This window comes from Pseudonocardia kujensis (assembly GCF_021283305.1).
Lineage (GTDB): Bacteria > Actinomycetota > Actinomycetes > Mycobacteriales > Pseudonocardiaceae > Pseudonocardia > Pseudonocardia kujensis.
Map to the genome: position 1 here is coordinate 25797 of NZ_JAJSOK010000059.1, position 23077 is coordinate 48873.

The following is a 23077-nucleotide window of genomic DNA, read 5'->3' on the forward strand; positions in this document are numbered from 1 at the left end:
CACCGCGCCCCGGCCCGCTCGCCGTGCCCGCGCGGGCCCACCACCGCGAGAGAACCCCCGCAATGCGCACCCTGATCGTCTTCGCCCTGGTCGGCCTCGGCGCCCAGCTCGTCGACGGCGCCCTCGGCATGGCCTACGGCGTCACGTCCTCGTCGCTGCTGCTGATCGCCGGCGTGAACCCGGCGGCCGCCAGCGCCTCCGTGCACCTCGCCGAGGTCGGCACCACCCTCGCCGCCGGCGCCTCGCACTGGCGCTTCGGCAACGTCGACTGGAAGCTCGTGCTCCGCCTCGGCGTCCCGGGCGCGATCGGCGCGTTCCTCGGCGCCACCGTGCTCTCCGCGCTGTCGACGGAGAACGCCGCCCCGATCATGGCCGGGATCCTGCTGGCGCTGGGCGTCTACATCCTGCTGCGCTTCTCGGTCCGCCCGCCCCGCGAGGCGACGGCCCGCCGCTCGCCGCACCGCTCGAAGTTCCTCTCGCCCCTGGGCCTGGTCGCCGGGTTCGTCGACGCCACCGGTGGCGGCGGGTGGGGCCCGGTGGCGACGCCCGCGCTGCTGACCGCCGGCAAGACCGCCCCGCGCACCGTGATCGGCTCCGTCGACACCTCGGAGTTCCTGGTCGCGCTGTTCGCCAGCATCGGCTTCCTGCTCGGCCTGGGCAGCGCGGTCCTCGACCCGTGGACGATCGGCGGCCTGCTGCTCGGCGGCCTGGTCGCGGCGCCGATCGCGGCCTGGCTGGTCACGAAGATCCCCGCTCCGGTGCTGGGCACCGCGGTCGGCGGCATCATCGTGTTCACCAACGCCCGCACGATCCTGAACGCGCTCGACGTCTCCGGGGCCCTGTTCGCCGGCGTCTCCACGCTGATCGTCGCGGCGTGGGTCGCCGCGGTCGCCGTCGCCGTGCGCCGGCTGCGCCGGACCCGCGCCGCCGAGGTCCGGCCGGCCCCCCGCGAGCTCGCGGGCGCGACGGCCGGTGGCTCGACCGAGCGCCTCCCGTCCGACGCGACCCCGCGGCCCCTCCCCGACGAGGACTGACCCCGGGACGAGGACCGGCCCTTCCGCGCGAGCGGGAGGGCCGGTCTGGGTTCTCAGGCCGCGGCGCTGCGCGCGCCCGGCAGGGACAGCAGGACGGCCCGGGCGACGGCGTCGTTGTAGCGCAGGCTCTGCGCGTTCATCCCGGGCCGGGTGAAGGCGCCCGCGACCTTCACCGTGGTGTGCGGCCCGACCGCGAACCGCTGCTCGTGGACGTGGCCGGCGGCGTCGACCAGCGCCCCGTCGGCCGGGCGCACCCGGACCAGCCCGGTGTGCCGCAGGACCGCGCCCGACGCGTCCCGCAGGATCTCCTCGGACACCTCGCCGGTCGCGCGCAGGCCGGCCAGCAGCGGGTCGGCGGTCCGCTCGACGCTGGGGTCGGGCAGCCGGGCGTCGATCAGGATCGTCGACCGGACCGGCGGGGCCCCGGCGAGCGTGGTGCTGCCGGCGCGGAAGCCGTCGTCGTCGAGGTCGACCCACATGCCCGGGCCCAGGAACTGCACGTACCCGGCCTCGGAGAGCGCCAGCAGCTGGCGCACCCGGAACCCGGGCGGTCCGCTCGCGACCGAGTTGAAGAAGCTCTGCCACCACGGGACGTCGCGGGCCCGCGAGGCGGCGGACAGCAGCCCGGCGCCCTGCACCCGGGTGATCTCCCCGTAGACGGCGAGCATCGCGGTGAACGCCCCGAGGTGCGGGGTGTGCCGCTCGTCGGTGTGCTGGCGCAGGTCCTCGGCGATCCGGGCCCGGACGAGCGGCTGCAGCTCCTCCAGCGATCCCGCGGCGAGCCCGTCCAAGGGCCGGTCCAGCGCGGCGAAGTCGATCCGGTCGATCGGGTCGGGAACGGCCGACTCCAGCAGCTCGGCCATCTCCGGGGAGTCCCATGCGAGGGCGGCGTAGCGCGGCTCGAACTCCTCCCACGGCAGCGCCACCAGGTCAGGGTGGCCTCCGAACAGCTCGTGGTACCAGCCGAAGGCGATCTCCTTGGCCATCAGCGGCCAGAGGTCGCGACGCAGCTCGACCGGCCGGGGCAGCGCGTCGACCTCGTCGGCGGTGAGGAACCGCGGCACCGGCGGGCGCCCCGCGCGCAACTGGTAGTGCGTCTTGGAGTGGTAGGGCGCCCCGCGCGGCGACCCGGCGACCAGCCGCGGCTCGCGGCCCGACGGCACGTAGGTCAGCCCGCCGGGGCCCTCCTCGAAGCGGCCGCCGCGCCCCTCGAACAACAGCACCACCAGGTCGACGAACGCCAGCCCCAGCCCGCGGACGACGACGGTCTCCCCCGGCTCGACGACCGAGAGGTCCGAGTCCGTGGTCTGCTCCGGCGGGAGGTACCGCAGCCCGCGGGCGGTGGCGGCGTCGAGCAGGGCCAGTTCGTCCGGCGCAGGCGTGGCGTCGAGGTGCCCGGAGGCCAGCACGACGGCGTCGACGGTCAGCGCCGGCTCCCCCTCCACCGCGAGCACCTGCCGGCCGGACCGTTCGGTCAGCCCCGTGGCCCGGGCGGGGTGGACGTGCACCCGGACGTTCTCGGGCAGGTCGGCGACGACCGCCCGCAGCACCGAAGCCAGGTAGCGGCTCTGCAGCCGGCGGCTCGGGAACGTCGAGGCGGTGACGGCGCGCAGCTCGGCCGCCAGCTCCGGGGGCCAGTCCGCGAGGTCCGCCGCGGTGAGGGTCTGCGCCCACTCCCAGAACGACGGCCCGGGGACGACGGGGCCGTCGCAGACGACCGAGTCGTCCGTGTACATCGTGACGTCGGCGGCCATCGAGTTCATGGCCAGCAACGGCGACTGCGCGTCGCGCCAGATCCGCCCGGCCCCGGCGGGGTACGGGTCGACGAGATGGACGTCCAGGGCGTCGCGGAACAGCTCGGGCGCACTGGCGGAGATCCGCTCCAGGATCCCGACGCCGCGCGGACCGGCCCCGACGATCGCGATGGCGGTGCTCATCGTCCTCCCGGCGGTCGACCTTCGCAGGGTGCAGCGCCCGCACCCGCCGCCGGTATTCCCGGGACCCCTCCCCAGGCACGGGGTGGGGTCCACCCCACACCGGGAACGGGGGCCGGCGACCCGTTCGCGGGGGTTGACTCGCTCGTCCCGAGCCTCCCGGATCGGCACAGTTCTCGGCACCGGAGGACCCGGACGGGGCCTCCACCGACCCGAGGAGCACAGCATGGGTGCGTGGGAGAGCAGCTACAGCGAGGACTACTCCGAGGACTACTCCGAGCAGACCTGGGACGAGGAGGAGTTCGACGGCCAGGACGAGGACGGCGGCGAGGACGACTTCGACGAGACCGCGAGCTTCTCGGACGAGGACGACGCCGATGTCGACGACGTCTCCGACGACGACGGTGACGACGGCGAGCACGACGACTACTCCGCAGCATGACCCGACCCGGCCGCCCCCCCCCGCGGGCCGCCCGGAGCCGTCCGCACGACCCCTGCCCGCCGTCGTGTCGGACCCCCTGCCCGTCGACCACCCCGAGGAGCCGGAGATGACCGAGACGATCACCGCCCCCGCCCGCAGCACCGCCACCGAGGCGGCCGAGCTCCTCGACGAGACCCTGGCCGGCGCGGAGGCCAACGACCGCGCGGACCTGACCCGCCGCCTGCACCGCGCCCGCGAGACCCTGCGGCTGTCCCGCAACACCGACCAGGAGGCCGCCGCGGTCCGCGCCGCAGCCGAGGAGACCGACCGCGCCCTCGCCTCCCTGGGCGCCGACCTGCGCTTCCGCCGCGCCGCGCTCACCGACCCGACCCGCGCCAACCGGCTGCGCGCCGAGCTGGCCAGCACCCGCGCACAGTCCGAGCACGAGCGCGGCCTGGCCCGGGAGTGGCCCCAGCTCCTCGCCGACGGCTTCGCCACCCTCGTCTCCGACGCCGAGTTCGCGGTCCGCACCGCCACCCGCGGCGTGCTGGCCGAGTGCGACGCCGCCCTCGCCGGCGCCGACCCGCGCAAGGACCGCACCCGCCTCGACGCGCAGCTCCGCGAGCGCCTGGTCGCCGAGGCCGACCGCGCGCGCGGACAGGCCCGCGACACCGTCGCCGCGCTCACCGCGCGGCTCGACCGGCACCTCGAACTCGGCACCCCGCTGGAGGTGCCCGCGCTGCCGATGACCGCCCCGGCGGCGCTCGTCGACGGACTCGCCCCGCCGCCGGCCGAGTCCGACCGCGGCACCATGCCCGTGGGCGCCCGGATGGCCAGGGTCGTCATGCCGTCCTACGGCGGGATCATGATGTCGCTCGTCCTCACCCGGGTCTTCCACGTCGCGATGCCGCTCTGGATCCTCGTCACCGGCGCCGTGACGGCCGCGCTCACGCTCGGTGGCTCGGCGGTGGCCGCGGAGCGCAAGCGTTCTCTCGACCGCCGCCGCCAGGCGGCCCGCGCGGGGACCCGCGCCGTGGTCGAGGAGTTCCAGATCGTGCTGGTCAAGCAGCTGCGGGACGCCTTCCGGACCGCCCAGACCACGCTGCGCCGCGCCGCCGGAGCCGCGGTCACCGCCCGCGAGAAGGCCACGACGGCCCGGCTCGAGGGCGTGCGGCGCAGCGTCGACGAGCTGCGCGACGCGAACCGGGCGATCCGGGCGGTGGACAACGACCTGGTCTCCGTCGCCGAGCTCCGGGGCCGGGCCCGCCGGCTCGCCGAGGGCACCTGAGGGGAACAGGCCGGGGCACGACGGCCTTGTGCGGGGGGAGAGCCGACTCCCGCCCGCGAAGGAGCACGCCATGCCCGTGGAGTTCCTCGGCATCGGAGCGACCAACGACGGCACCGAGACCCGTCCGCGCTCCGGCCCCGCCTTCGATCCCGCGTTCACCCTCGCCCTGGCCCGGGCCCACGAGGAGAGCGGCTGGGACCGCGTCCTCACGGCGTACTCGTCGGGCAGCCCGGACCCCGCGCAGGCCGCCGCCTACATCGCCGACCACACCGAGCGGCTGCAGCTGCTGCTCGCGCACCGGCCCAACGTCTCCTCGCCGACGTTCACCGCGAAGACCGTCGCGACCCTCGACGCGATGTCCGGCGGCCGGCTCACCCTGCACGTGATCACCGGCGGCAACGACCACGAGCAGCGGCGCGAGGGCGACACCCTGCCGAAGGACCGCCGCTACGACCGCACGCGCGAGGCGATCCAGATCCTCAAACGGGCGTGGACCGAGAAGGAGCCGTGGGACTTCCACGGCGAGCACTACGACTTCGCCGACTTCGTGCTCGACGTCGAGCCCGTCCAGAAGCCCCGCCCCCGCATCTCCTTCGGCGGTTCCTCCCCCGCGGCCTACCGGGTGGGCGCCGAGGAGGCCGACATCTACGCGCTCTGGGGCGAACCGCTCGCCGGCACCGCCGAGCAGATCGCGACCATCACCCAGCTCGCGAAGGAGGCCGGACGCCCGGCGCCGGCCTTCCAGGTGGCGTTCCGCCCCATCCTCGGCCGCACCGAGGAGGAGGCCTGGGAGAAGGCGTACGCGACCGTCGCCCGGATCCGCGAGCGCACGGCGGGCGGGCGGCAGCTCACCCGCCGGCACAGGCTCACCGACCCGGAGAACGCCGGCTCGCAGCGGCTGCTCGCCAGCGCCGCGGAGGGCGAACGGCACGACCGCGCGCTGTGGACCGTGACCGCCGCGGCGACCGGTGGCGCGGGCAACTCGACCGCGTTGGTGGGTACGCCGGAGACCGTCGCGGCGGCGCTGATGGACTACTACGACCTCGGCGTCCGGATCCTCTCCGCCCGCGGCTACGACCTGCTGGAGGACGCGAAGGAGTTCGGCCGCGAGGTCATCCCGCTCGTCCGCCAGGAGGTCGCGCGCCGCGACGCCGCCTGAGTTCGCACTGTGGAACCACAACGCGCTGAAACGCCGGATAATCTCGCGTTATGGTTCCATAACGCGGCCGGAGGGCAGGAACAATCGCGTCATGGATCCGTACTGCGCTACCGCAGCGGGACGAAGCGGGAGAGCTTGCCCGTCGCCTCGTGGCGCGGGATCCGGTCGACGACCCGGACGGTGACCGCGGCGTCGGGCAGGCCGAAGGGACGCAGCCCGTCCACCAGCGCGGCCGTCATCGCCGGCACCTCCGGCGACCCGACCACCAGCACGTCGGCGCCGTCGGTCGTCTGGTGCACCTGGTACTCCGAGATCCGCGGGTCGGTGCCCAGCACGTGGCGGAACGCGCTGGCCGGGACGAGGAGCCCGCCGTAGCGGAAGTCGTCGTCGCGGCGCCCGGCCACGGCGGCGACCCGCGGCATCGTGCTGCCGCAGGGACAGGTCCCGGGCAGCAGCGTGACCTCGTCGCCCAGGTCGTAGCGGACGAAGGGGAAGGTGCGGCCGGCGAGCCCGGTCGCGAGGGTGCGGGCGCCCGGCTCGTCGGGGCCGACCGGCCGCCCCTCGGCGTCGACCCGCTCGAGGATCACCTCGTCCGCCGAGACGTGCAGGCCGTCGCCGACCCCGCACCCGACGGCCTGGACCCCGATCTCCGTCGAGCCCCAGAGGTCGTGGACCGGGGCGCCCCAGGCGGCGCCGATCGCGGCCCGGTCCTCCTCCGTCAGCGGCTCGGAGTTGGTGCTCACCCGCAGCGGCCGCACGTCGAGCCCGCCGGCGAGCGCGGTCCTGGCGAGCCGGCCGATCACCGAGGCGTAGCCGACCAGCGCGGTCGGGCGGGCGTCGGACACGGCCTTGACGACGTCGTCGAACGGCGCCGCGGCCGGGATCACGGCGGTCTCGGTCGACGGGTCGGTGGCGACGTCGAACAACGGCGTGCTGGCGTGCGGTGGTCCGCCCGCGGACAGCACCGCCAGCCGCGCCGGCCCCTCGACCCCGGTGGCGCGGTCGGCGCGGACCTGCCAGCGCCACGCCAGGCAGGCCAGCGTGACGTACTGCTCCCAGTCCCAGACGTACACGCCGCGCACACCGCTCGACCCGCCGGAGCTGAACACCTGCTGCCCCTGCGCGGTGTACGAGAACCAGCGCTGCTCGGCGAGCACCCGCTCCGCCGCGGCGCGGTCGAGGCCGGGGGCGGTGACGATCGCGTCCCACTCCTCCTGTGCCTCCCGCTTGGTCATCACGGGCAGCAGGGCGAGGTCCTCGACGGTCGCGGTGGCCGGGTCGACCCCGCCCATCCGGGCGGCGTGGAAGGGCGAGCGCTCGCGCGCCCATCCGAGCAGCGCGCGGAGCCGCTCGGTGCGGTGCCGCTCGATCACGTGGCGCGGCCGGTCGAGCCGCGCCACGTGGTCGTCGAGCGCGGCCCGCACCGCGCTCAGATGCGCGGCGCGGAGCCGCTCGTAGGCCGTGCGGTCCTCGTCCGGCATCCGGCCAGTGTGGGGCCGGGCGGCCCGTCCGGATAGGGGTCAGAGGTCGGCGACCGCCGGCACGACCTCCTTGCCCAGCACGCGCAGCGGCTCCAGCTCGGAGACCCCCGGCACCATGCCGTGGTACTCCTGCACGCCCAGCGCGGCGAGCTCCTTCAGCCGCTCGACGAGCGCGGGCGGGTCGCTCGGGTCGAGCGGGCCCATGACGGTCTTCTCGATCTCGTCGTAGTCGCGGCCGACCTCGTCGCACCGCTGCCGCAGCACGTCGAGCTTGTGCGGCAGCTCGGGGCCGGCGAACAGGTTGCAGGCGTTCGCGTACTGCGCGACCAGCCGCAACGTCTTCTTCTCGCCGCCGCCGCCGATGAGGATCGGCGGGTGCGGGCGGGTCAGCGACTGCGGCACGTTCATCGTCCGCTCGAGCCGGTAGTGCCTGCCCTCGAACGGGCCCTCGTCGTCGCTCCACATCTGCAGGCAGATGCGCAGCGTCTCCTCCAGCCGCTCGAACCGCTCCGCGGTCGGCGGGAAGAACAGCCCGAGGCCCTTGGCCTCCTCGTCGTTCCAGGCCGCGCCGATGCCGAGCCACGCCCGCCCCTTCGACAGCACGTCGAGGGTGGTGACGAGCTTCGCGAGCAGCCCCGGGTCGCGGTAGCTGACCGCGGTGACCCAGGCCAGCAGCTCGACGCGCTCGGTGCGCGCGGCCAGGTAGCCCAGCGTCGTGTACGCCTCCAGCATGTCGTTCTCGATCGGCCCCACGGGCCGGATCTGCCAGACGTGGTCCATCACGCTGACCCGCGCGATCCCGGCCTCCTCGGCCGTGACGGCGATCCGGGTGAGGTCGTCGGCGAGGCCCTGCGGGCCGCTCGGGTAGGTGAAGTCCGCGATGTGCAGGCCGAGTTTCACGCGCTCTCCTCGTAGTGGATGGTCCTCCGGTTACGACGCTAGCCCCGTCCGGCGCGGCGCGCCCGACGCGAGCCTGGTCCCGTCGGTACCACCCTGAGCGCCTACGACACCGCCTGTGACTGGGTCACCCGCGCGGTGAGCCGGCCGCGGTCGTCGGTCACGTCGACCACCACCACGATCGCGGTGCGTCCCGCGTGCAGCACCCGGGCGGAGGCCTCGACCGCGCCGCCGGTCACCGGCCGGAGGAAATGGGTCGACGACGAGGTGGTCGCCGTCCCCGTGGACCCGTCCGGCAGGTTGAGGAACCCGGCCCAGCCGCCGGCGGCGTCGGCGAGCGCGAGGGTGGCGCCGCCGTGCAGCAGCCCGCCGCTGGTGCAGCGCTCGGGGGTCCACTCCAGCCGCAGCCGGACCTCGTCGCGGTCGGCGGCGACCGCTGTCGCGCCCAGGACCTTCGTGAAGGGCATGGCGGCGTACATCTGTTCGGTCAAGTCCATGACCGGAGACTCTCGCGCGCGGGCGTGCGGACGCGCCATTACCCCGGAGGTCATCGCCCCGCGTCGATCGGCTTCGTATCGTTCGGGTCATGACAGCGGTGACGGTCCCGGTCGAGACGGCCTTCGGGGGGCTGCTGCGCGAGTGGCGGCAGCGTCGCCGGCTCACGCAGCTCGACCTCGGGAACAAGGCGGAGGTGTCGGCCCGGCACCTGTCGTTCCTCGAGACGGGGCGGTCGCGGCCGAGCCGCGAGATGGTGCTGCACCTGTCCGAGGAGCTGGACCTGCCGCTGCGCGCCCGCAACGAGCTGCTGGTGGCCGCCGGGTTCGCGCCCGCGTACTCGCAGCACTCGCTGCACTCGTCGGAGATGGCGGAGGTGCACGGCTCGCTCAACCGGCTGCTGGCGGCGCACGACCCCTTCCCCGCGGTCCTGGTCGACGGGCAGTGGGACATGATCGACGCCAACCGGGCGGTCACGGTGTTCGTCGAGCTGGTGGACCCGGGGCTGCTCGAGCCGCCGGCCAACGTGTTGCGGCTCGCGCTGCACCCGCGCGGGCTCGCCCGGTACGTCGAGGGCCTCGACGAGTACGCCGCCCACCTCGTGTCGCGGCTGGGCCGGCAGGCCGACCGCTCGGCCGATCCCGCGCTCGGCGCCCTGCTCGACGAGCTCGTCGGGCACTGCCGCACCCTCGGCCTCGACCCCGACGCCCATCCGCGCAACCGGGTCGTGCTGCCGCTGCGGCTGCGCCACCCCGACGGCCTGCTCACCTTCTTCTCGACGGTCTCGGTGCTGGGCGCGCCGCTGGACATCACGCTGGAGGAGGTGGCGGTCGAGTCCTTCTTCCCCGCCGACGCCCCCACCGCCGACTACCTGCGCAGGCGCTTCGGCTAGGTGGGGGCGCGGCGGCGTCGCTCAGGCCAGGGCGGCGCGCAGGGCGTCGCCCGCCTTGTCGAGCGTCTCCCGGGCCTTGTCGATCACCCCGGCCATCTGGAAGAAGCCGTGGATCATGCCGTCGACCGGCAGCAGCTGCGCGTCGACGCCGGCCTCCCGAAGCTTCCCGACGTAGGCGGCGCCCTGGTCGCGCAGCGGGTCGAACTCGGCCGTGATCACCAGCGCCGGCGGCAACCCGGACAGGTCGTCCGCCCGGGCGGGCGAGACGCGCGGGTCGAGGCCGTCGTCGGGGCTGTTCAGGTAGCAGCCGAGGAACCACTCGATCCACGCCCGGGACAGCAGCGGGCCGAGCGCGTTCTCCCGCATCGACGGGCTGTCGTCGAAGCGGTCGGTCGCCGGGTAGATCAGCAGCTGGAAGGCGATGCGCGGCCCGCCCTGCTGCTTCGCCAGCTGCGCCACCACGGCCGAGAGGTTGCCGCCCGCGCTGTCCCCGCCGACGGCCAGCCGGGCCGGGTCGCCGCCGTGGTCGCCGATCTTCTCGGCGGCCCAGACGAGGGCGGCGTAGGCGTCGTCGACCGCGGCCGGGAAGCGGTGCTCGGGCGCGAGCCGGTAGTCCACCGCCGCGACGAGGCAGCCCGCGCGGGCCGCCAGCGCCCGGCAGACGGCGTCGTGGCTCTCCAGGTCGCCGATCACCCAGCCGCCGCCGTGGTAGTAGACGAGCACGGGCAGCGGCCCGTCGCCCGGCGGCACGTAGATCCGGACCGGGATGCCGCCGTCGGGCCCCGGCGCGGCGGTGTCCTCGACGCGCGCGAGCTCGACGGGCGGCCCGGCCAGGCCGGCCAGGTCCGCGATCATCGCCCGGCTCTCGGCGACGGTCATGCTCTCCGGCGCCTTCGCGCCCTGCTCGGCCATCTGCGCGAGCAGGGCCTCGATCTGCGGGTCGAGCGGCATCGTCAGGATCGTCCTTCCAGGAACGGGAGCACCTGCGCCACGACGGCACCGGTCTGCTCGAGCTGCGGGAGGTGCCCGGCGCCGGGCACCAGGGCCAGGCGCGAGTCGCGCAGCCGCGAGGTGAACTCCTCGGCGTACGCGGGGTCGACGAGCCGGTCCTGCTCCCCCCACACGAGCAGGGTCGGCGCGCTCACCCGGTGGATGCGCCGGGACAGGCCCTTCTCCGGCAGCGGCCAGATGAAGTGCAGGATGCTGGCCATCCGCATGGCCGCCTCGAAGAGCGCCTGCGGGTCGTCGGCCGGTGGCGTGAGCGCGGCCGCGAGGGGGCCCTCCGGGTCGGCGAGCACCAGGCCCGGCAGCGTCTCGGGCGGAATGCCCGCGATGTCCGGGACGGGGTGGTCCTCGCGCCAGAACCCGATGGGGCACAGCAGGACCAGCCGGGACACCCGGCGCGGCGAGTTGGCGGCCAGCTCGGCGGCGACCATCCCGCCGAACGAGTGCCCGACGACGCGGACGGAGTCGAGCCCGAGGGCGTCGAGCAGCTCGTCGTAGAACAGGACGAGCTCCCAGAGGCCGGGCAGGTGCTCGAGGTCCTCGGAGACGTTCGCGCCGGGGTGCTCCACCGCGTACACGGTGTGGTGGCGGGCCAGCTCCTCGAGGAACGGGTCCCACCACAGGCCGCCCGCGCCGTGCAGGAACAACAGGGGCTCACCGGTCCCGGCGACCAGCACGCGCGCGGCGACGGGTCCGACCTGGACGATCCGCTCGTCGACCGGGGATTCGGTCGTGGTCTGCAACGATGCTTCGCTCGCGAGCTCGCTCATGCCTGCGCTCCCGTCACCGCTCGGCTGGCCGCCCCGGACGGCCACCACTCGTGGGTCCAGCCCTCCGCGTCCCAGATGTGCCGGATCCGGGGCATGACCTCCTCGGCGAACAGCGTGATGTTCTTCTTCGTCAGCTCGTGGGGCATGGAGCCGATCTGCAGCAGGGCGTGCAGGTTGCCCACCCGCAGGGTCTTCGCGACCTCGATCAGCCGGTCCGCGACGGTCGACGGGCTGCCGGCGATGATGAAGCCCTCCTCGTTGAGGGTCTTCCAGTTCTTCTCCAGTGCCGCGGCGGCGGCGATCGCACCGGGCTGGTTGGTCTTGATCGCGAACTCGGTGGACTTGCGCGTGCGGTACCCCGGCGCCTCGAAGAAGTACGGCGGGATGTGCAGGCACTTGTTGAAGAAGTACGTGACGTGCTCGAGGTACTCCTGCTCCGCCCGTTCGTCCGTCTCGGACACGCAGATCTGCTGCGCGAACCCGGCGCGGAACGGGTTGCGGTCGACGCCGAGCTCGTCCATCTTCGCCCAGAAGCCGTCCATGAGCTTCTTGCCGAACTTGGCGCCGAAGAAGGACAGGTAGCTGTACGTGTAGTTCTTCGCCGCCGCGAGCTCCCAGGTCTCCACCGAGCCCCCGCCGGCGAGCCAGACGGGCGGGTGCGGCTTCTGCAGCGGCTGCGGCCACGGGTTGACGTAGCGGAGCTGGTTGTAGCGGCCGTTGAAGGTGAAGGGGCCCGGCTTCGTCCAGGCCTGGGTGATCAGGTCCTCGGCCTCGCGGAACCGCGGGCGGGTCTGGGTCGGCGGGATGCCGTAGCAGAAGTTGACGTCCATCGAGGTCCCGACGGGGAAGCCCGCGGCCAGCCGGCCGTTGGACAGGACGTCGAGCATCGCGAACTCCTCCGCCACGCGGGTGGCGGGCGAGTACAGGGCGAGCGTGTTGCCCAGCACCATGATCGCGGAGTTGTTGGGGGTGCGTCGGGCGAGCGCCGCGGCCATGAGGTTCGGCGAGGCCATGAAGCCGTAACCGTTCTGGTGGTGCTCGTTGACGCCGACCCCGTCGAAGCCGAGCCGGTCCGCCAGCTCCAGCTCGTCGAGGTTCCACTGGTAGTACTGCGCGACCTTCCGCGGGTCGCACAGCTCGGTGTTCGGCGGGGTGATCCAGATGCTCTCGTAGCGCTGCTCGAAGTCGGCCGGGAGGTCCCGGTAGGGCATCAGGTGGAAGAAGATCGACCGCATCGGCTCTCCACTTCGTCGGGGTGATCCGCGTCACCTCGATCCTGCGGAGCGCGGGCCCGGCGAGTCATGCACGTGCCTGCCGGAAACCGGCCGATCCCTGCCAGCGGGGCCGGTGGCTACCGGGGCCGCAGGGCGGCCCGGTAGGCGCTCGGCGACGTGCCGAACCGCGCCCGGAAGGCCCGGGAGAAGTGGCTGGAGTCGCTGAAACCCCAGTTCCGGGCGATCACCGCGACCGGCACCGAGCCGGCGGCCAGCTCTGCCCGGGCCCGCAGCAGGCGCCGGCCGCGGACGTGGGCCCCCACCGTGTCGCCGGCGTCCTCGAAGGCCCGGTACACCGTGCGGACCGACACCCCGTGCGCGGCCGCGATCGCCGCCGGCGTGATCTCCTCGCCGAGGTGGCGGTCGATCCACCCCTCCATCGCCGCACGCAGCCCGCGCCCGTGCGGCGGGGCCTCCTCGGTGGCCCGGACCAGGCCCGCGACCAGCTCCAGCGTGGCGTTGCGGGCCGCCGCGACGGCCGCGGGCGGCAGCTCCCCCGTCCCGGCCAGCAGGTCGAGGTAGGACACGAACAGGCGCGCGGCCGGCTCCCGGCCGTCGAGCGGCCGGCCCCCGACCGACCAGCCGCGGCCCAGGACCTCGTCGAGCGCGGAGCGCCGGGTGATGAGCGTGCGTTTCGCGAACCGGCCCCGGACGGAGAAGCGGGCGGGCAGACGCCCCTCCCACACCAGCAGGTCCCCCGGGCGCAGCCGGCGCCCGTGCTCGCCCTGCAGCATCAGCTCGCCGCCCGACCGCGTGACGAGCACGCCGATCAGGTCGTCGTCGGCACTGCCGATGCGGGAGCGCGACCGCACGCCGTCGCACGGATCGGACTCGCAGTCGACCAGCTCGAGGTCGCCGATCGGCCGGCGCCGCACGACGCCGTGGAAGGGCCGCCCCGGCCGTCCGGCGGCGAACCGCAGTCGCATGGGCGCGTGCGACTCCGAGACCACCTGCTCCCAGAGCTCCTCGCGGTCCCCCTCGGCCACCCCCGCGAGCGAGTACTCCTGCGGGCCGGTGCACACGGCGGTCACGGGCGCCTCCCTCCGCCGGGCCGACCTCGGCGTCGGCAGGCGTCGGCTCCATCATGGCTGCCGGTCGAGGTGTTCGGGAATCCTCCGGCCGCACGGTCGTCGCTGGCATGCTCGGTCGTATGGCACGGCGTTTCGAGTACAAGGTGATCCAACTCCGCGAGGGCCTGATCGGCGGCAAGCTGTCCGCGGACAAGCTCGAGAAGGTCCTCAACGGCGAGGCCGGCGACGGCTGGCAGCTCAGGACCATCACCAGCGCGGACGTGAAGGGGCGGATCGGCCCCGGCGGCGTCGAGGGCCTGCTGGTCACGTTCGAGCGGCCGGTGGCATGACGCGCCCACCGTTCCACCTGGCGATCCCGGTCGACGACATCGACGCCGCCCGCCGCTTCTACGGCGAGATCCTCGGCTTCCCGCGCGGCCGGTCCGCCGAGGCCTGGACGGACTGGGACGTGCACGGCCACCAGGTCGTCACGCACCTGGTCCCGGGGCACCGCGGGGTCGCCGGGCGCAACCCGGTCGACGGGCACGAGGTCCCGGTGCCGCACTTCGGCGTGGTCCTGCCGGTCGGTGAGTTCACCGCCCTGGCCGAACGGGTGCGGGCCGCGGGCGTCGCGTTCGTGATCGAGCCGTACGTCCGGTTCGCCGGCGAGCCGGGCGAGCAGCACACGATGTTCTTCCTCGACCCGGCCGGCAACGCCCTGGAGTTCAAGGCGTTCGCCGACCTGGACCAGCTGTTCGCGGTCTGACAGCATCGTCGGCCGTGGTCGACGACCGGCCGGCACGGGTCGAGGACGTGCACGAGCTCGCCGCCCGGATGCCGCACGTCACGCGCATCGACGGCACCCGCGGCAACGCGGTGTACCAGGTGGGCGGGAAGTCGTTCGTCTTCTTCCGCACTCCTCGGCCCGACGCCGTCGACCCGGACACCGGCGAGCGCTACGCCGACGTCATCGTGTTCTGGGTCGGCGGCGACGAGGACAAGACCGCCCTCGTGCAGGACCCCGACTCCCCCTTCTTCACCACGCCGCACTTCGACGGCCATCCTTCGGTCCTGATCCGGGCCTCCCGCTTGTCCGAGATCGGCCGCGACGAGCTCGCCGAGGTGGTACAGGACGCCTGGCTGGCCCGCGCCTCGCCGAAACGGGCGCGGGACTGGCTCGCGGCGCACGGCACCGCCGACGCCTGAGCGGGGACACCCGCCGCATGCTCGCGCGTACTTTCCGTGCATGGGGGACGCCGAACCGTGGATCGGAACCGAGGACCTCCGCACGCCGGACCGGGCCCGTCGGCCGCCGAGGTCCGCGGCTTCACCACGCAGGAGCGGCTGCCCGCCGAGCACCGCCGGATCGCCGACGAGCTCGCCACCCCGCTGCCGACGCGGACGGTGCGGCACGCGGACACGATCGTCGTCCCGGAGCGGCTGACCGAGAGCGGCACGCTCGCCGAGCTGATGGCCCGCCGGGGGGGACGTACCCCGAGCCGTTCTCCCTGCAGGCCCGCGCCTACGCGGAGGACGGCGCCGCCGAGCGGCGGTCGAGGAGAGCGCCTGCCCCGTCGCGCTCGATAGGGTCCGGCGGTGACCGAACTCGTGCACCGCGACACCGCCGACGGCGTCGCGACGATCACCCTCGACTCCCCCGCCAACCGCAACGCGCTGTCCGCGCAGCTGCGGCGCGAGCTGATCGGACACCTCGACGCCGCGCTCGCCGACGACGCGGCGCGGGTGATCGTGCTGACCCACACCGGCACCGTGTTCTGCGCCGGGATGGACCTCAAGGAGGCCAAGGGGCAGAGCGCCGGGCAGCAGGGGGTCACCGAGGTCCCGCGCATCCTCGAGACGATCTGGACCTCGCCCAAGCCCGTCGTCGCCCGGCTCACCGGCCCCGCCCGCGCCGGCGGCGTCGGCCTGGTCGCCGCCTGCGACATCGCCGTCGCCGCCGACACCGCCACCTTCGCCTTCACCGAGGTCCGCCTCGGCGTGGTGCCGGCGGTCATCTCGGTGACCGTCCTGCCGCGCCTGCTGCCCCGTGCCGCGCACGAGCTCTTCCTCACCGGCGAGACGTTCGACGCCGCCCGCGCCGCGTCGATCGGCCTGCTCAACCGCGCGGTCCCCGCCGACGAGGTCGAGGCCGAGGTCGCCCGGTACGTCGAGATGCTCCGGCTCGGCGCGCCCGGCGCGCTCGCGGGCGTCAAGGACCTGCTGCGCCGCGAGCGCCCCGGCTCGCTGTCCGACGACTTCGCGGAGATGAACGCCCTGTCCGCGGACTACTTCGCCGGCGAGGAGGGCCAGGAGGGCATCCGCGCCTTCGGCGAGAAGCGCAGGCCCAGCTGGGTCACCCCGGGCTGAGCACCCCGACCCAGGGCAGCGACCCAGGGCAGCTCTGCGCCCCAGGGCAGCACTGCGGCTCAGGGCCGCCAGGCGGGGTCCCGCCCGCTCACGCCGAGCGCCCGCTCGAACGCGGGCGCGCCGGCGTCGACGGGCACCTCGGGGCCGATCCAGCCGGCCTCGCGGCCCATCGTGGCCATGCCCGTCATCGCCTCCAGCGCGGCGTCGCCGAGCGCGGGCGACGCGCTGAACGGCTGCCCGGTCGCCACGGCGAGGTCCCAGGCGTGCACCACGAACTCTCCGGTCATCATCGCGCCGATCACGCCCGCGGGCATCGGGCCGCCGCCGAGGTGCGACTCGCCCTCCCACACCCGCGGCTCCGCCCAGGCCACGGCGGCCGCGACACCCTCCTTCTCCACGGCGGCGGCCCACTCCCGCTCCGGCAGGTCGCGCAGGAACGGCGCCCGGTCGTTCGTGCCCCACGCCTCCGGCCAGGCCTCGCGGGTGGCGGCGTGGTGCGCCAGCAGGAAGCCGAACGCGAGGTGGTTCACGAGGTCGGCGACGGTGTAGTCGGCGCACGGCGTCGGGTCGGCGTACCGCTCGGGCGCGGCGCCGCGGATCGTCGCGACGGCGAGGTCGACGGCGTCGGTGAACAGCGTCTGTTCGCTCATGTCCGCCAGCCTCGTCGGCCGCGAGCGCCGCGCATTGCACATTCGCGCCACGTACCCTGGAGATCGTGCCCCAGGCCCTGTCCTCCCCCGTCGACGAGGCGCTCGACCTGCTCGCGGGGCGCCCGGTCGTCGCGTTGACCGGCGCCGGGCTCTCCACGGACTCCGGCATCCCGGACTACCGCGGCCCCGGCTCGCCGCTGCGGCGCCCGATGACCTACGGCGAGTTCGTCTCGGGCCCCGTGGCGCAGCGCCGGTACTGGGCCCGCAGCCACGTCGGCTGGGCCCGGATGCGCCGCGCGGTGCCGAACCCCGGGCACCTCGCCCTCGCCGACCTCGAGCGCCGCGGGGTGCTCCGGGGCGTGATCACGCAGAACGTCGACGGGCTGCACGCCGAGGCCGGCCAGCGCGCGCTGATCGACCTGCACGGCCGGATCGCCGACGTCGTCTGCCTGTCCTGCCGGGCGATCAGCTCGCGGGCCGTGCTGCAGGAGCGCTTCGAGGAGGCCAACCCCGGGTTCGCCGCGTCCATCGGCCCGGAGATCGAGACCGCGCCCGACGGCGACGTCCTGCTGGAGCGGACGGAGGGCTTCCGGTTGGTCGGCTGCGCCGCGTGCGGCGGCCCGCTCAAGCCCGACGTCGTGTTCTTCGGGGAGAACGTGCCGAAGGACCGGGTCGCCCGGGCCTACGCGATGGTCGACGCGCTGCGGGGGGAGGGCGGCGCGCTCCTGGTGGCCGGTTCCTCGCTGACCGTCATGTCCGGGCTGCGGTTCGTGAAGCACGCCGCGAAGCACGACGTGCCCGTGGTCATCGTGAACCGGGGCGAGACCCGCGGCGACCCGCTGGCCGCCCTGCGCGTCGACGCGGGCTGCTCCGAGGTGCTCTCCGCGCTGGCCGGCGCGTGCGACGGTTCCCTGGTGGACACCGTGGACGCCCCGATCCCGCAGTGGCGGGACCTGGCCCCCTAGTCAGGGTCGGTTGCGGCGCGCGAGTGCGGCGGTGACCACACCGGCGGCCCGGTCCAGCAGCCCCGCGACGACCCAGCACAACGGCAGCACCACCACGATCGCCAGCCCGACCTGCAGCGGGAACGCGAGCTGTGTCAGCCACAGCTCCAGCGCGTCCCACCAGTCCGCGATCGCCCTCGCCACGGTTGACACGGTAGCGCCGGGACGGGCGGGTTAGGTTCTGGGCATGTTCGCCGTCTACGCCGCTGAGCCCAACGCCGACGCTCCGCTCGACTCGCTGACCGTCGGCGAGCGTCCCGACCCCGAGGTCCCCGAGGGCTGGGTCAAGGTCCGGGTCACCGCCGCCAGCCTCAACATGCACGACCTCTGGACGCTCCGGGGTGTCGGCATCAAGCCCGAGCAGTTCCCGATGATCCTCGGCTGCGACGGCGCCGGCACCCTCTCCGACGGCACCGAGGTCGTCCTGCACTCGATCATCGGCGACCCGGACTGGAGCGGCGACGAGACGCTCGACCCCAAGCGCACGCTCCTCACCGAGAAGCACCAGGGCGCGATGGCGGACCACATCGTGGTCCCGAAGCGCAACGCCGTTCCCAAGCCCGAGGGCATCACCGCGAGCCAGGCGGCCGTGATGGGCACCGCGTGGCTGACCGCCTACCGGATGCTGTTCACCAAGTCCGGGCTGCACCCCGGGCAGACGATGCTCGTGCAGGGCGCGTCCGGCGGCGTGTCCACCGCGCTGGTCCAGCTCGGCCGCGCGGCCGGGATGACGGTCTGGGTGACCGGACGCACCGAGGAGAAGCGCAACCTCGCCGAGAAGCTCGGCGCGCACGCCGTCTTCGAGTCCGGCGCGAAGCTCCCCGGCAAGGTCGACGCCGTGTTCGAGTCGGTCGGCGAGGCCACCTGGAAGCACTCCATGCGCGCCCTGCGGCCCGGCGGCGCGATCATCTGCTGCGGCTCGACGAGCGGGCCCAACCCCGGCGCCGACCTGCAGCGGCTGTTCTTCCTCCAGCTCCGCGTCGAGGGCTCGACGATGGGCACGCGGCAGGAGCTGGCGGACCTGCTGAGCTTCGTCGCCAACGCCGGCATCAGCCCCGAGATCGGGCTCGAGCTTCCGCTCGAGCGGGCCGAGGAGGGCTTTCGGGCGATGCTGGACGGGAACACAGCGGGCAAGATCGTGTTCACGCACTGACACCGGTAACGTTGCTGTCGCGGTCTTCTCCTCGCGAATTGCGGCAATCGGGCCGCACAGCAAGTACAGTCGGTCATCGTGCCTGAGCCACTTAGTCCCCCGGCGCCGGTGCACGGTCGAACCATGACCGTCCCGGCGCCGCGCGTCCCCGGTCTCGTCGAGCTCCTCGACCGGGTGGAGCGCGCCGTCGCGGCGTCGCTCACCCCGGCCACCTCGGCGCAGGGCGTCAGCCGCGACGGCTGGCGGGTCCTGCTGATGCTCGCCCGCGGCGGTGGTGGCCGCAGCATGGGTGAGATCGCCTCGCACACCGCGCTGCCGGCCCCCACCGCGACGCGCGTCGTCGACCGCCTGGTCGCCGACGGGCACGCCTACCGGCAGAACGACCCGGTGGACCGAAGACGGGTGCTGGTGCATCTCGCCGCAGGCGGCCGCGAGGTCGTGGAGCGCGTGTGCGGGAGCATCGAGCGCCGCGTGGGCACCGCCCTCGGCGCCGTCCGGACCCCGGAACGCGTGCAGCTCGCCCGCCTCCTCGACGACCTGGCGAACCCCGACCCCGAGTAGAGCTCCCCGGCCACCCCGAGCTCCCCGGCTCCCTTCGCCCCCCGTACCCGGCTCAGCAGCGACGCCGGGCCCCCCGGTCCCCGGTCACCCCGCCGCGGCCTACTTCTTGGCCTTGTCCGCGCTCGAGTCGGTGGACAGCGCCGCCACGAAGGCCTCCTGCGGCACGTCGACCCGACCGATGGTCTTCATGCGCTTCTTGCCCTCCTTCTGCTTCTCCAGCAGCTTGCGCTTGCGGCTGATGTCACCGCCGTAGCACTTGGCGAGCACGTCCTTGCGGATCGCGCGGATCGTCTCGCGCGCGATGATCCGCGATCCGACGGCGGCCTGGATCGGCACCTCGAACTGCTGGCGCGGGATCAGCTCGCGCAGCTTCGCGGCCATCGTCGTGCCGTACGCGTAGGCCGCGTCCTTGTGCACGATCGCCGAGAAGGCGTCGACCGGCTCGCCCTGCAGCAGGATGTCGACCTTCACCAGGTCCGACTGCTGCTCGCCGGCCTCCTCGTAGTCGAGCGAGGCGTAGCCGCGGGTCCGGGACTTCAGCGCGTCGAAGAAGTCGAAGATGATCTCGGCGAGCGGCATGGTGTACCGCAGCTCGACGCGCGTCTCGGACAGGTAGTCCATCCCGCCGAGCTGGCCGCGCCGGCTCTGGCAGAGCTCCATGATCGCGCCGATGAACTCCGACGGTGCCAGGATCGTGACCTTGACGATCGGCTCGTGGATCTCGGCGACCTTGCCCGTCGGCCAGTCCGACGGGTTCGTCACGGTCATCTCCGTCCCGTCGTCGGAGAGCACCCGGTAGACGACGTTGGGCGCGGTGGAGATGAGGTCGAGGTCGTACTCGCGCTCGAGCCGGTCCCGGGTGATCTCCAGGTGCAGCAGGCCGAGGAAGCCGCACCGGAACCCGAAGCCCAGCGCGGCCGAGGTCTCCGGCTCGTAGGTGAGCGCGGCGTCGTTGAGCTGGAGCTTGTCGAGCGCCTCGCGCAGGTCCGGGTACTGCGACCCGTCGACCGGGTAGAGCCCGGAGTAGACCATCGGGCGCGGCTCGCGGTAGCCGGTGAGCGGCTCGGTGGCACCGTGCCGCTGGCTGGTGACGGTGTCGCCGACCTTCGACTGCCGGACGTCCTTGACGCCGGTGATGAGGTAGCCCACCTCGCCGACGCCGAGGCCCTCGCTCGGCTTCGGCTCCGGCGACACGATGCCCACCTCGAGCAGCTCGTGGGTGGCGCCGGTCGACATCATCCGGATCCGCTCGCGCGGGACGATCCTGCCGTCGACGACCCGGATGTAGGTGACGACGCCGCGGTAGGTGTCGTAGACCGAGTCGAAGATCATCGCGCGGGCCGGGGCGTCCGCGTCGCCCTCCGGGGCCGGCACCTGCTTCACGACCTCGTCGAGCAGCGCTTCGACGCCCAGGCCGGTCTTGGCGCTGACCCGCAGCACGTCGTCCGGGTCGCAGCCGATGATGTGCGCGATCTCCGCGGCGTAGCGGTCCGGGTCCGCCGCCGGCAGGTCGATCTTGTTGAGGACCGGGATGATCGTGAGGTCCTTGTCGAGCGCCAGGTACAGGTTCGCCAGCGTCTGCGCCTCGATCCCCTGCGCGGCGTCGACCAGCAGGATCGCGCCCTCGCACGCCTCCAGCGCCCGCGAGACCTCGTAGGTGAAGTCGACGTGACCGGGGGTGTCGATCAGGTGCAGGACGTGGTCGGTGCCGTCGACCGTCCAGGGCAGCCGGACGTTCTGGGCCTTGATCGTGATCCCGCGCTCGCGCTCGATGTCCATGCGGTCGAGGTACTGGGCGCGCATGGCGCGCTCGTCGACCACGCCCGTGATCTGCAGCATCCGGTCGGCCAGCGTCGACTTGCCGTGGTCGATGTGGGCGATGATGCAGAAGTTCCGGATGCGCTCCGGCGGGGTGAACGTGCGGTCGGCGTACGTCGTCACTCAGACATCCATTCCGGTACGGGGTCTCCTTCATCGTCCCACGTCGCCCGATCGGGCCGCGCAGGCCCGCGCCCGGGCGCGGCACGTGTGAGGCGGACCACCGTCGGGTATCCGCCGCCATGGATTCCGTGAGCACCGGTACCCCGTCCCCGTCCGGGTCCACCTCCGGCGCACCCGCCCCGACGGGCCCGGGGCCGGACCCGTCCGCCGACCCCGCCACCCGGCAGACCGCCCGCCCCCACGAGGCCGCCGGGCCGCGGGAGTGGGTCGGGCGGACGGTGCGCGGGCGGTCGGGGAGCACCGTCGGGAAGCTCGCGGACGTCGTCGACGGGCCGGACGGCACCCCGTGGGGCGTCGTGCAGCCGAGGCTCGGCGGCGCGCGCACCATCCCGCTCGCGGGGGCGGTGCCCGACGACCGCGGGGTCACCGTGCCGATCGACCGCCGCACCCTGCGCAGCGCTCCCCACCGCCGGGAGCCCGACCACGACCTCGCCCAGCACTACACGAGCCGCGGCGCGCTCACCGCCGCCCACGAGTACCAGCACGAGCGGTTCGGTGGTCTCAAGATCGGGTCCGCGTTCTTCGGCTGGCTCGTCGCCGTGGGCCTCACCGTGCTGCTCGGTGCGCTCGCCTCGCTCGTCGTGCGGCTGACCGGGGTGTCGCCGGACATGAGCGGCGGGCCCGGCCAGGACCCGCGGATGCTCGGTGTCGCCGGGGGGATCGTCGCGGTCGTCGTGATGCTGCTGGCCTACTACGCGGGCGGGTACGTCGCCGGCCGGCTCGCCCGGTTCGACGGCGCCCGCAACGGGGTCGCGGTCTGGGCGACGGGCCTGGTCGTCACGGCCGCGGTCTCGGTCGCGACCGCCGTGACGGGCACCACCGACAGCCTGTTCACCGCGCTGCGCGTGCCCGGCGTGGCGGTCTCCGGCGAGTCGTTGACCCTCTCCGGCGTGATCGCGCTGCTGATCGCTGCGGTCGTCGCGCTGATCGGCGCGGTCGTGGGCGGCAAGGCGGGCGAGCGCTACCACCGCCGGGTGGACCGGGCGGCGGAGTCGGCGCTCACCCCCTGACGAGCCTCACGGCAGGCCGCCCGAACCCACTGCTCGGAACCCACTGACCGGAACCCATCGACCGGAACCCGCTGCTCGGACTCCGCCGGTCAGGGCCCGCTGCCGTCCCACTCGTCGAGCGGGGCGCAGTGCCAGCGCCAGCTCTCCAGCCGCGGTCGCGCGCCCAGGGGCGCGCGGCCGTTGGCCCAGCGCAGCGTGGGCCAGGACCGTTCGTCGTGCGGCGCCCACGGGAACAGCCGGCGGAGGACGTGGAGGGCGAGGTGCGCGTCGGGCTCGAAGGCGAGTCCGAGGCCGCGGGCGGCGTCGTCGGTGTGCACCAGCAGCTCGTCGCAGGCCATCGCCGCGAACCCCGAGGGGTCGGCGGCCCCGTCCGGGTGGAAGCCGCGGGCGTCGTCGGCGCAGGCGTCGATCGTGGCGGCCAGGACGAACGCCCCGGCGTGCACGGCCGCCAGCAGCGTGGCCGGCGGCCGGTCGGCGTGCACCCGCACCTCGAGCGCGTCGACCTCCGCCGGGCCGCCCGCGAGGTCCACGGCGTAGAAGTGGAGCACCCGCGCGAGGTGCGCGACGACCTCGGACACCGTCATGTCGAGCGTGCCCGCCCGCGCCGACCAGTCCCGCCCGAGCGCGCCGCAGAGCAGGCCGGTGCAGGCGGCGGCCGCGGAACGCACGTC

General features: G+C 74.2%; 25 protein-coding genes. 13 read left to right on the forward strand and 12 right to left on the reverse strand.

Annotated elements, in window-relative coordinates; all coding sequences use genetic code 11:
• The first annotated feature begins 62 nt into the window (after positions 1-62).
• The gene (locus LWC35_RS29760; protein ID WP_232873600.1) at positions 63-1034 is read left to right on the forward strand and encodes a sulfite exporter TauE/SafE family protein; all 972 of its coding nucleotides are present in this window, start codon (positions 63-65) and stop codon (positions 1032-1034) included.
• A gap of 53 nt (positions 1035-1087) precedes the next feature.
• Here LWC35_RS29760 and LWC35_RS29765 read toward each other — a convergent pair whose 3' ends face one another.
• Positions 1088-2971: an FAD/NAD(P)-binding protein gene (locus LWC35_RS29765; protein WP_232873601.1), complete on the reverse strand. Its 1884-nt coding sequence runs from the start codon at positions 2969-2971 to the stop codon at positions 1088-1090.
• A 223-nt stretch (positions 2972-3194) separates the two neighbouring features.
• Between LWC35_RS29765 and LWC35_RS29770 the strand changes: the two genes are divergently transcribed.
• The 3 genes from LWC35_RS29770 to LWC35_RS29780 all read left to right on the forward strand — a co-directional run bounded on the left by LWC35_RS29770 (position 3195) and on the right by LWC35_RS29780 (position 5836).
• Entirely contained in the window at positions 3195-3410 is a 216-nt protein-coding gene (locus LWC35_RS29770; protein ID WP_232873602.1) for a hypothetical protein, read from the forward strand.
• A gap of 106 nt (positions 3411-3516) precedes the next feature.
• A complete protein-coding gene (locus LWC35_RS29775; RefSeq protein WP_232873603.1) occupies positions 3517-4677 on the forward strand; it encodes a coiled-coil domain-containing protein in 1161 nt (386 codons plus the stop codon).
• Between the two features lie 70 nt (positions 4678-4747).
• Entirely contained in the window at positions 4748-5836 is a 1089-nt protein-coding gene (locus LWC35_RS29780; protein WP_232873604.1) for an LLM class flavin-dependent oxidoreductase, read from the forward strand.
• A gap of 107 nt (positions 5837-5943) precedes the next feature.
• Here LWC35_RS29780 and LWC35_RS29785 read toward each other — a convergent pair whose 3' ends face one another.
• The 3 genes from LWC35_RS29785 to LWC35_RS29795 all read right to left on the reverse strand — a co-directional run bounded on the left by LWC35_RS29785 (position 5944) and on the right by LWC35_RS29795 (position 8711).
• Complete coding sequence (locus tag LWC35_RS29785; protein ID WP_232873605.1) at positions 5944-7317, reverse strand: phenylacetate--CoA ligase family protein; 1374 nt, start codon at positions 7315-7317, stop codon at positions 5944-5946.
• A gap of 39 nt (positions 7318-7356) precedes the next feature.
• Positions 7357-8217, reverse strand: a complete 861-nt coding sequence (locus LWC35_RS29790) for an LLM class F420-dependent oxidoreductase (RefSeq protein ID WP_232873606.1) — start codon at positions 8215-8217, stop codon at positions 7357-7359.
• Positions 8218-8318: 101 nt separating this feature from the next.
• Entirely contained in the window at positions 8319-8711 is a 393-nt protein-coding gene (locus tag LWC35_RS29795; protein WP_232873607.1) for a PaaI family thioesterase, read from the reverse strand.
• 89 nt (positions 8712-8800) lie between these two features.
• Here LWC35_RS29795 and LWC35_RS29800 point away from each other — a divergent pair, with 89 nt between their 5' ends.
• On the forward strand, positions 8801-9601 hold the full coding sequence (locus tag LWC35_RS29800) for a helix-turn-helix domain-containing protein (RefSeq protein ID WP_232873608.1): 801 nt from the start codon (positions 8801-8803) through the stop codon (positions 9599-9601).
• Positions 9602-9622: 21 nt separating this feature from the next.
• Here LWC35_RS29800 and lipP1 read toward each other — a convergent pair whose 3' ends face one another.
• From lipP1 to LWC35_RS29820, 4 genes are all read right to left on the reverse strand, one after another.
• Positions 9623-10552: a LipP1 family hormone-sensitive lipase gene (gene lipP1 / locus LWC35_RS29805; protein ID WP_232873609.1), complete on the reverse strand. Its 930-nt coding sequence runs from the start codon at positions 10550-10552 to the stop codon at positions 9623-9625.
• 2 nt (positions 10553-10554) lie between these two features.
• Entirely contained in the window at positions 10555-11376 is an 822-nt protein-coding gene (locus LWC35_RS29810; protein WP_232873610.1) for an alpha/beta fold hydrolase, read from the reverse strand.
• Positions 11373-12611: an LLM class flavin-dependent oxidoreductase gene (locus tag LWC35_RS29815; protein WP_232873611.1), complete on the reverse strand. Its 1239-nt coding sequence runs from the start codon at positions 12609-12611 to the stop codon at positions 11373-11375. The genes LWC35_RS29810 and LWC35_RS29815 overlap by 4 nt, the downstream gene beginning before the upstream one ends.
• Positions 12612-12727: 116 nt before the next feature.
• Positions 12728-13681, reverse strand: a complete 954-nt coding sequence (locus LWC35_RS29820) for a helix-turn-helix domain-containing protein (RefSeq protein WP_232873612.1) — start codon at positions 13679-13681, stop codon at positions 12728-12730.
• A 119-nt stretch (positions 13682-13800) separates the two neighbouring features.
• Here LWC35_RS29820 and LWC35_RS29825 point away from each other — a divergent pair, with 119 nt between their 5' ends.
• The 4 genes from LWC35_RS29825 (at position 13801) to LWC35_RS29840 (ending at position 16027) form a co-directional block, all read left to right on the forward strand.
• Positions 13801-14010: a DUF4177 domain-containing protein gene (locus tag LWC35_RS29825; RefSeq protein WP_232873613.1), complete on the forward strand. Its 210-nt coding sequence runs from the start codon at positions 13801-13803 to the stop codon at positions 14008-14010.
• Positions 14007-14426, forward strand: coding sequence for a VOC family protein (locus LWC35_RS29830; protein ID WP_232873614.1), 420 nt, complete (start codon positions 14007-14009; stop codon positions 14424-14426). The genes LWC35_RS29825 and LWC35_RS29830 overlap by 4 nt, the downstream gene beginning before the upstream one ends.
• 14 nt (positions 14427-14440) lie before the next feature.
• Positions 14441-14866 carry an MmcQ/YjbR family DNA-binding protein gene (locus LWC35_RS29835; RefSeq protein WP_232873615.1) on the forward strand — a complete coding sequence of 142 codons (426 nt, stop codon included), beginning with the start codon at positions 14441-14443 and terminating at the stop codon, positions 14864-14866.
• A gap of 390 nt (positions 14867-15256) precedes the next feature.
• The gene (locus tag LWC35_RS29840; protein ID WP_232873616.1) at positions 15257-16027 is read left to right on the forward strand and encodes an enoyl-CoA hydratase-related protein; all 771 of its coding nucleotides are present in this window, start codon (positions 15257-15259) and stop codon (positions 16025-16027) included.
• Positions 16028-16086: 59 nt separating this feature from the next.
• Here LWC35_RS29840 and LWC35_RS29845 read toward each other — a convergent pair whose 3' ends face one another.
• On the reverse strand, positions 16087-16677 hold the full coding sequence (locus LWC35_RS29845; RefSeq protein WP_232873617.1) for a TIGR03086 family metal-binding protein: 591 nt from the start codon (positions 16675-16677) through the stop codon (positions 16087-16089).
• A gap of 56 nt (positions 16678-16733) precedes the next feature.
• Between LWC35_RS29845 and LWC35_RS29850 the strand changes: the two genes are divergently transcribed.
• Positions 16734-17642 carry a Sir2 family NAD-dependent protein deacetylase gene (locus LWC35_RS29850; protein WP_372463126.1) on the forward strand — a complete coding sequence of 303 codons (909 nt, stop codon included), beginning with the start codon at positions 16734-16736 and terminating at the stop codon, positions 17640-17642.
• On the opposite strand, the gene LWC35_RS29855 is transcribed toward LWC35_RS29850, so the two are convergent.
• Complete coding sequence (locus LWC35_RS29855; protein ID WP_232873619.1) at positions 17643-17825, reverse strand: hypothetical protein; 183 nt, start codon at positions 17823-17825, stop codon at positions 17643-17645.
• A gap of 43 nt (positions 17826-17868) precedes the next feature.
• On the opposite strand from LWC35_RS29855, the gene LWC35_RS29860 reads away from it, so the two are divergent.
• Both LWC35_RS29860 and LWC35_RS29865 read left to right on the forward strand, forming a co-directional pair.
• Positions 17869-18834 carry a zinc-binding dehydrogenase gene (locus tag LWC35_RS29860; RefSeq protein ID WP_232873620.1) on the forward strand — a complete coding sequence of 322 codons (966 nt, stop codon included), beginning with the start codon at positions 17869-17871 and terminating at the stop codon, positions 18832-18834.
• A 123-nt stretch (positions 18835-18957) separates the two neighbouring features.
• On the forward strand, positions 18958-19395 hold the full coding sequence (locus LWC35_RS29865) for a MarR family winged helix-turn-helix transcriptional regulator (RefSeq protein WP_232873621.1): 438 nt from the start codon (positions 18958-18960) through the stop codon (positions 19393-19395).
• A 99-nt stretch (positions 19396-19494) separates the two neighbouring features.
• Here LWC35_RS29865 and lepA read toward each other — a convergent pair whose 3' ends face one another.
• Complete coding sequence (lepA, locus tag LWC35_RS29870) at positions 19495-21336, reverse strand: translation elongation factor 4 (RefSeq protein WP_232873622.1); 1842 nt, start codon at positions 21334-21336, stop codon at positions 19495-19497.
• Between the two features lie 128 nt (positions 21337-21464).
• On the opposite strand from lepA, the gene LWC35_RS29875 reads away from it, so the two are divergent.
• Complete coding sequence (locus LWC35_RS29875; RefSeq protein ID WP_232873623.1) at positions 21465-22406, forward strand: hypothetical protein; 942 nt, start codon at positions 21465-21467, stop codon at positions 22404-22406.
• Positions 22407-22495: 89 nt separating this feature from the next.
• On the opposite strand, the gene LWC35_RS29880 is transcribed toward LWC35_RS29875, so the two are convergent.
• The coding region (locus LWC35_RS29880) for a maleylpyruvate isomerase N-terminal domain-containing protein (protein ID WP_269805043.1) at positions 22496-23077 on the reverse strand (582 nt) is incomplete at its 5' end.

What these genes read in the sequence shown, in the direction of transcription:
- lipP1 (WP_232873609.1), bottom strand. Translation starts at nt 10,552, where the DNA reads ATGCCGCTCGACCCGCAGATCGAGGCCCTGCTCGCGCAGATGGCCGAG.
- LWC35_RS29775 (WP_232873603.1), top strand. Translation starts at nt 3,517, where the DNA reads ATGACCGAGACGATCACCGCCCCCGCCCGCAGCACCGCCACCGAGGCG.
- LWC35_RS29785 (WP_232873605.1), bottom strand. Translation starts at nt 7,317, where the DNA reads ATGCCGGACGAGGACCGCACGGCCTACGAGCGGCTCCGCGCCGCGCAT.
- LWC35_RS29865 (WP_232873621.1), top strand. Translation starts at nt 18,958, where the DNA reads ATGACCGTCCCGGCGCCGCGCGTCCCCGGTCTCGTCGAGCTCCTCGAC.
- LWC35_RS29795 (WP_232873607.1), bottom strand. Translation starts at nt 8,711, where the DNA reads ATGGACTTGACCGAACAGATGTACGCCGCCATGCCCTTCACGAAGGTC.
- LWC35_RS29845 (WP_232873617.1), bottom strand. Translation starts at nt 16,677, where the DNA reads ATGAGCGAACAGACGCTGTTCACCGACGCCGTCGACCTCGCCGTCGCG.
- LWC35_RS29760 (WP_232873600.1), top strand. Translation starts at nt 63, where the DNA reads ATGCGCACCCTGATCGTCTTCGCCCTGGTCGGCCTCGGCGCCCAGCTC.
- LWC35_RS29780 (WP_232873604.1), top strand. Translation starts at nt 4,748, where the DNA reads ATGCCCGTGGAGTTCCTCGGCATCGGAGCGACCAACGACGGCACCGAG.
- LWC35_RS29815 (WP_232873611.1), bottom strand. Translation starts at nt 12,611, where the DNA reads ATGCGGTCGATCTTCTTCCACCTGATGCCCTACCGGGACCTCCCGGCC.
- LWC35_RS29765 (WP_232873601.1), bottom strand. Translation starts at nt 2,971, where the DNA reads ATGAGCACCGCCATCGCGATCGTCGGGGCCGGTCCGCGCGGCGTCGGG.
- LWC35_RS29830 (WP_232873614.1), top strand. Translation starts at nt 14,007, where the DNA reads ATGACGCGCCCACCGTTCCACCTGGCGATCCCGGTCGACGACATCGAC.
- LWC35_RS29825 (WP_232873613.1), top strand. Translation starts at nt 13,801, where the DNA reads ATGGCACGGCGTTTCGAGTACAAGGTGATCCAACTCCGCGAGGGCCTG.
- LWC35_RS29770 (WP_232873602.1), top strand. Translation starts at nt 3,195, where the DNA reads ATGGGTGCGTGGGAGAGCAGCTACAGCGAGGACTACTCCGAGGACTAC.
- LWC35_RS29810 (WP_232873610.1), bottom strand. Translation starts at nt 11,376, where the DNA reads ATGAGCGAGCTCGCGAGCGAAGCATCGTTGCAGACCACGACCGAATCC.
- LWC35_RS29860 (WP_232873620.1), top strand. Translation starts at nt 17,869, where the DNA reads ATGTTCGCCGTCTACGCCGCTGAGCCCAACGCCGACGCTCCGCTCGAC.
- LWC35_RS29800 (WP_232873608.1), top strand. Translation starts at nt 8,801, where the DNA reads ATGACAGCGGTGACGGTCCCGGTCGAGACGGCCTTCGGGGGGCTGCTG.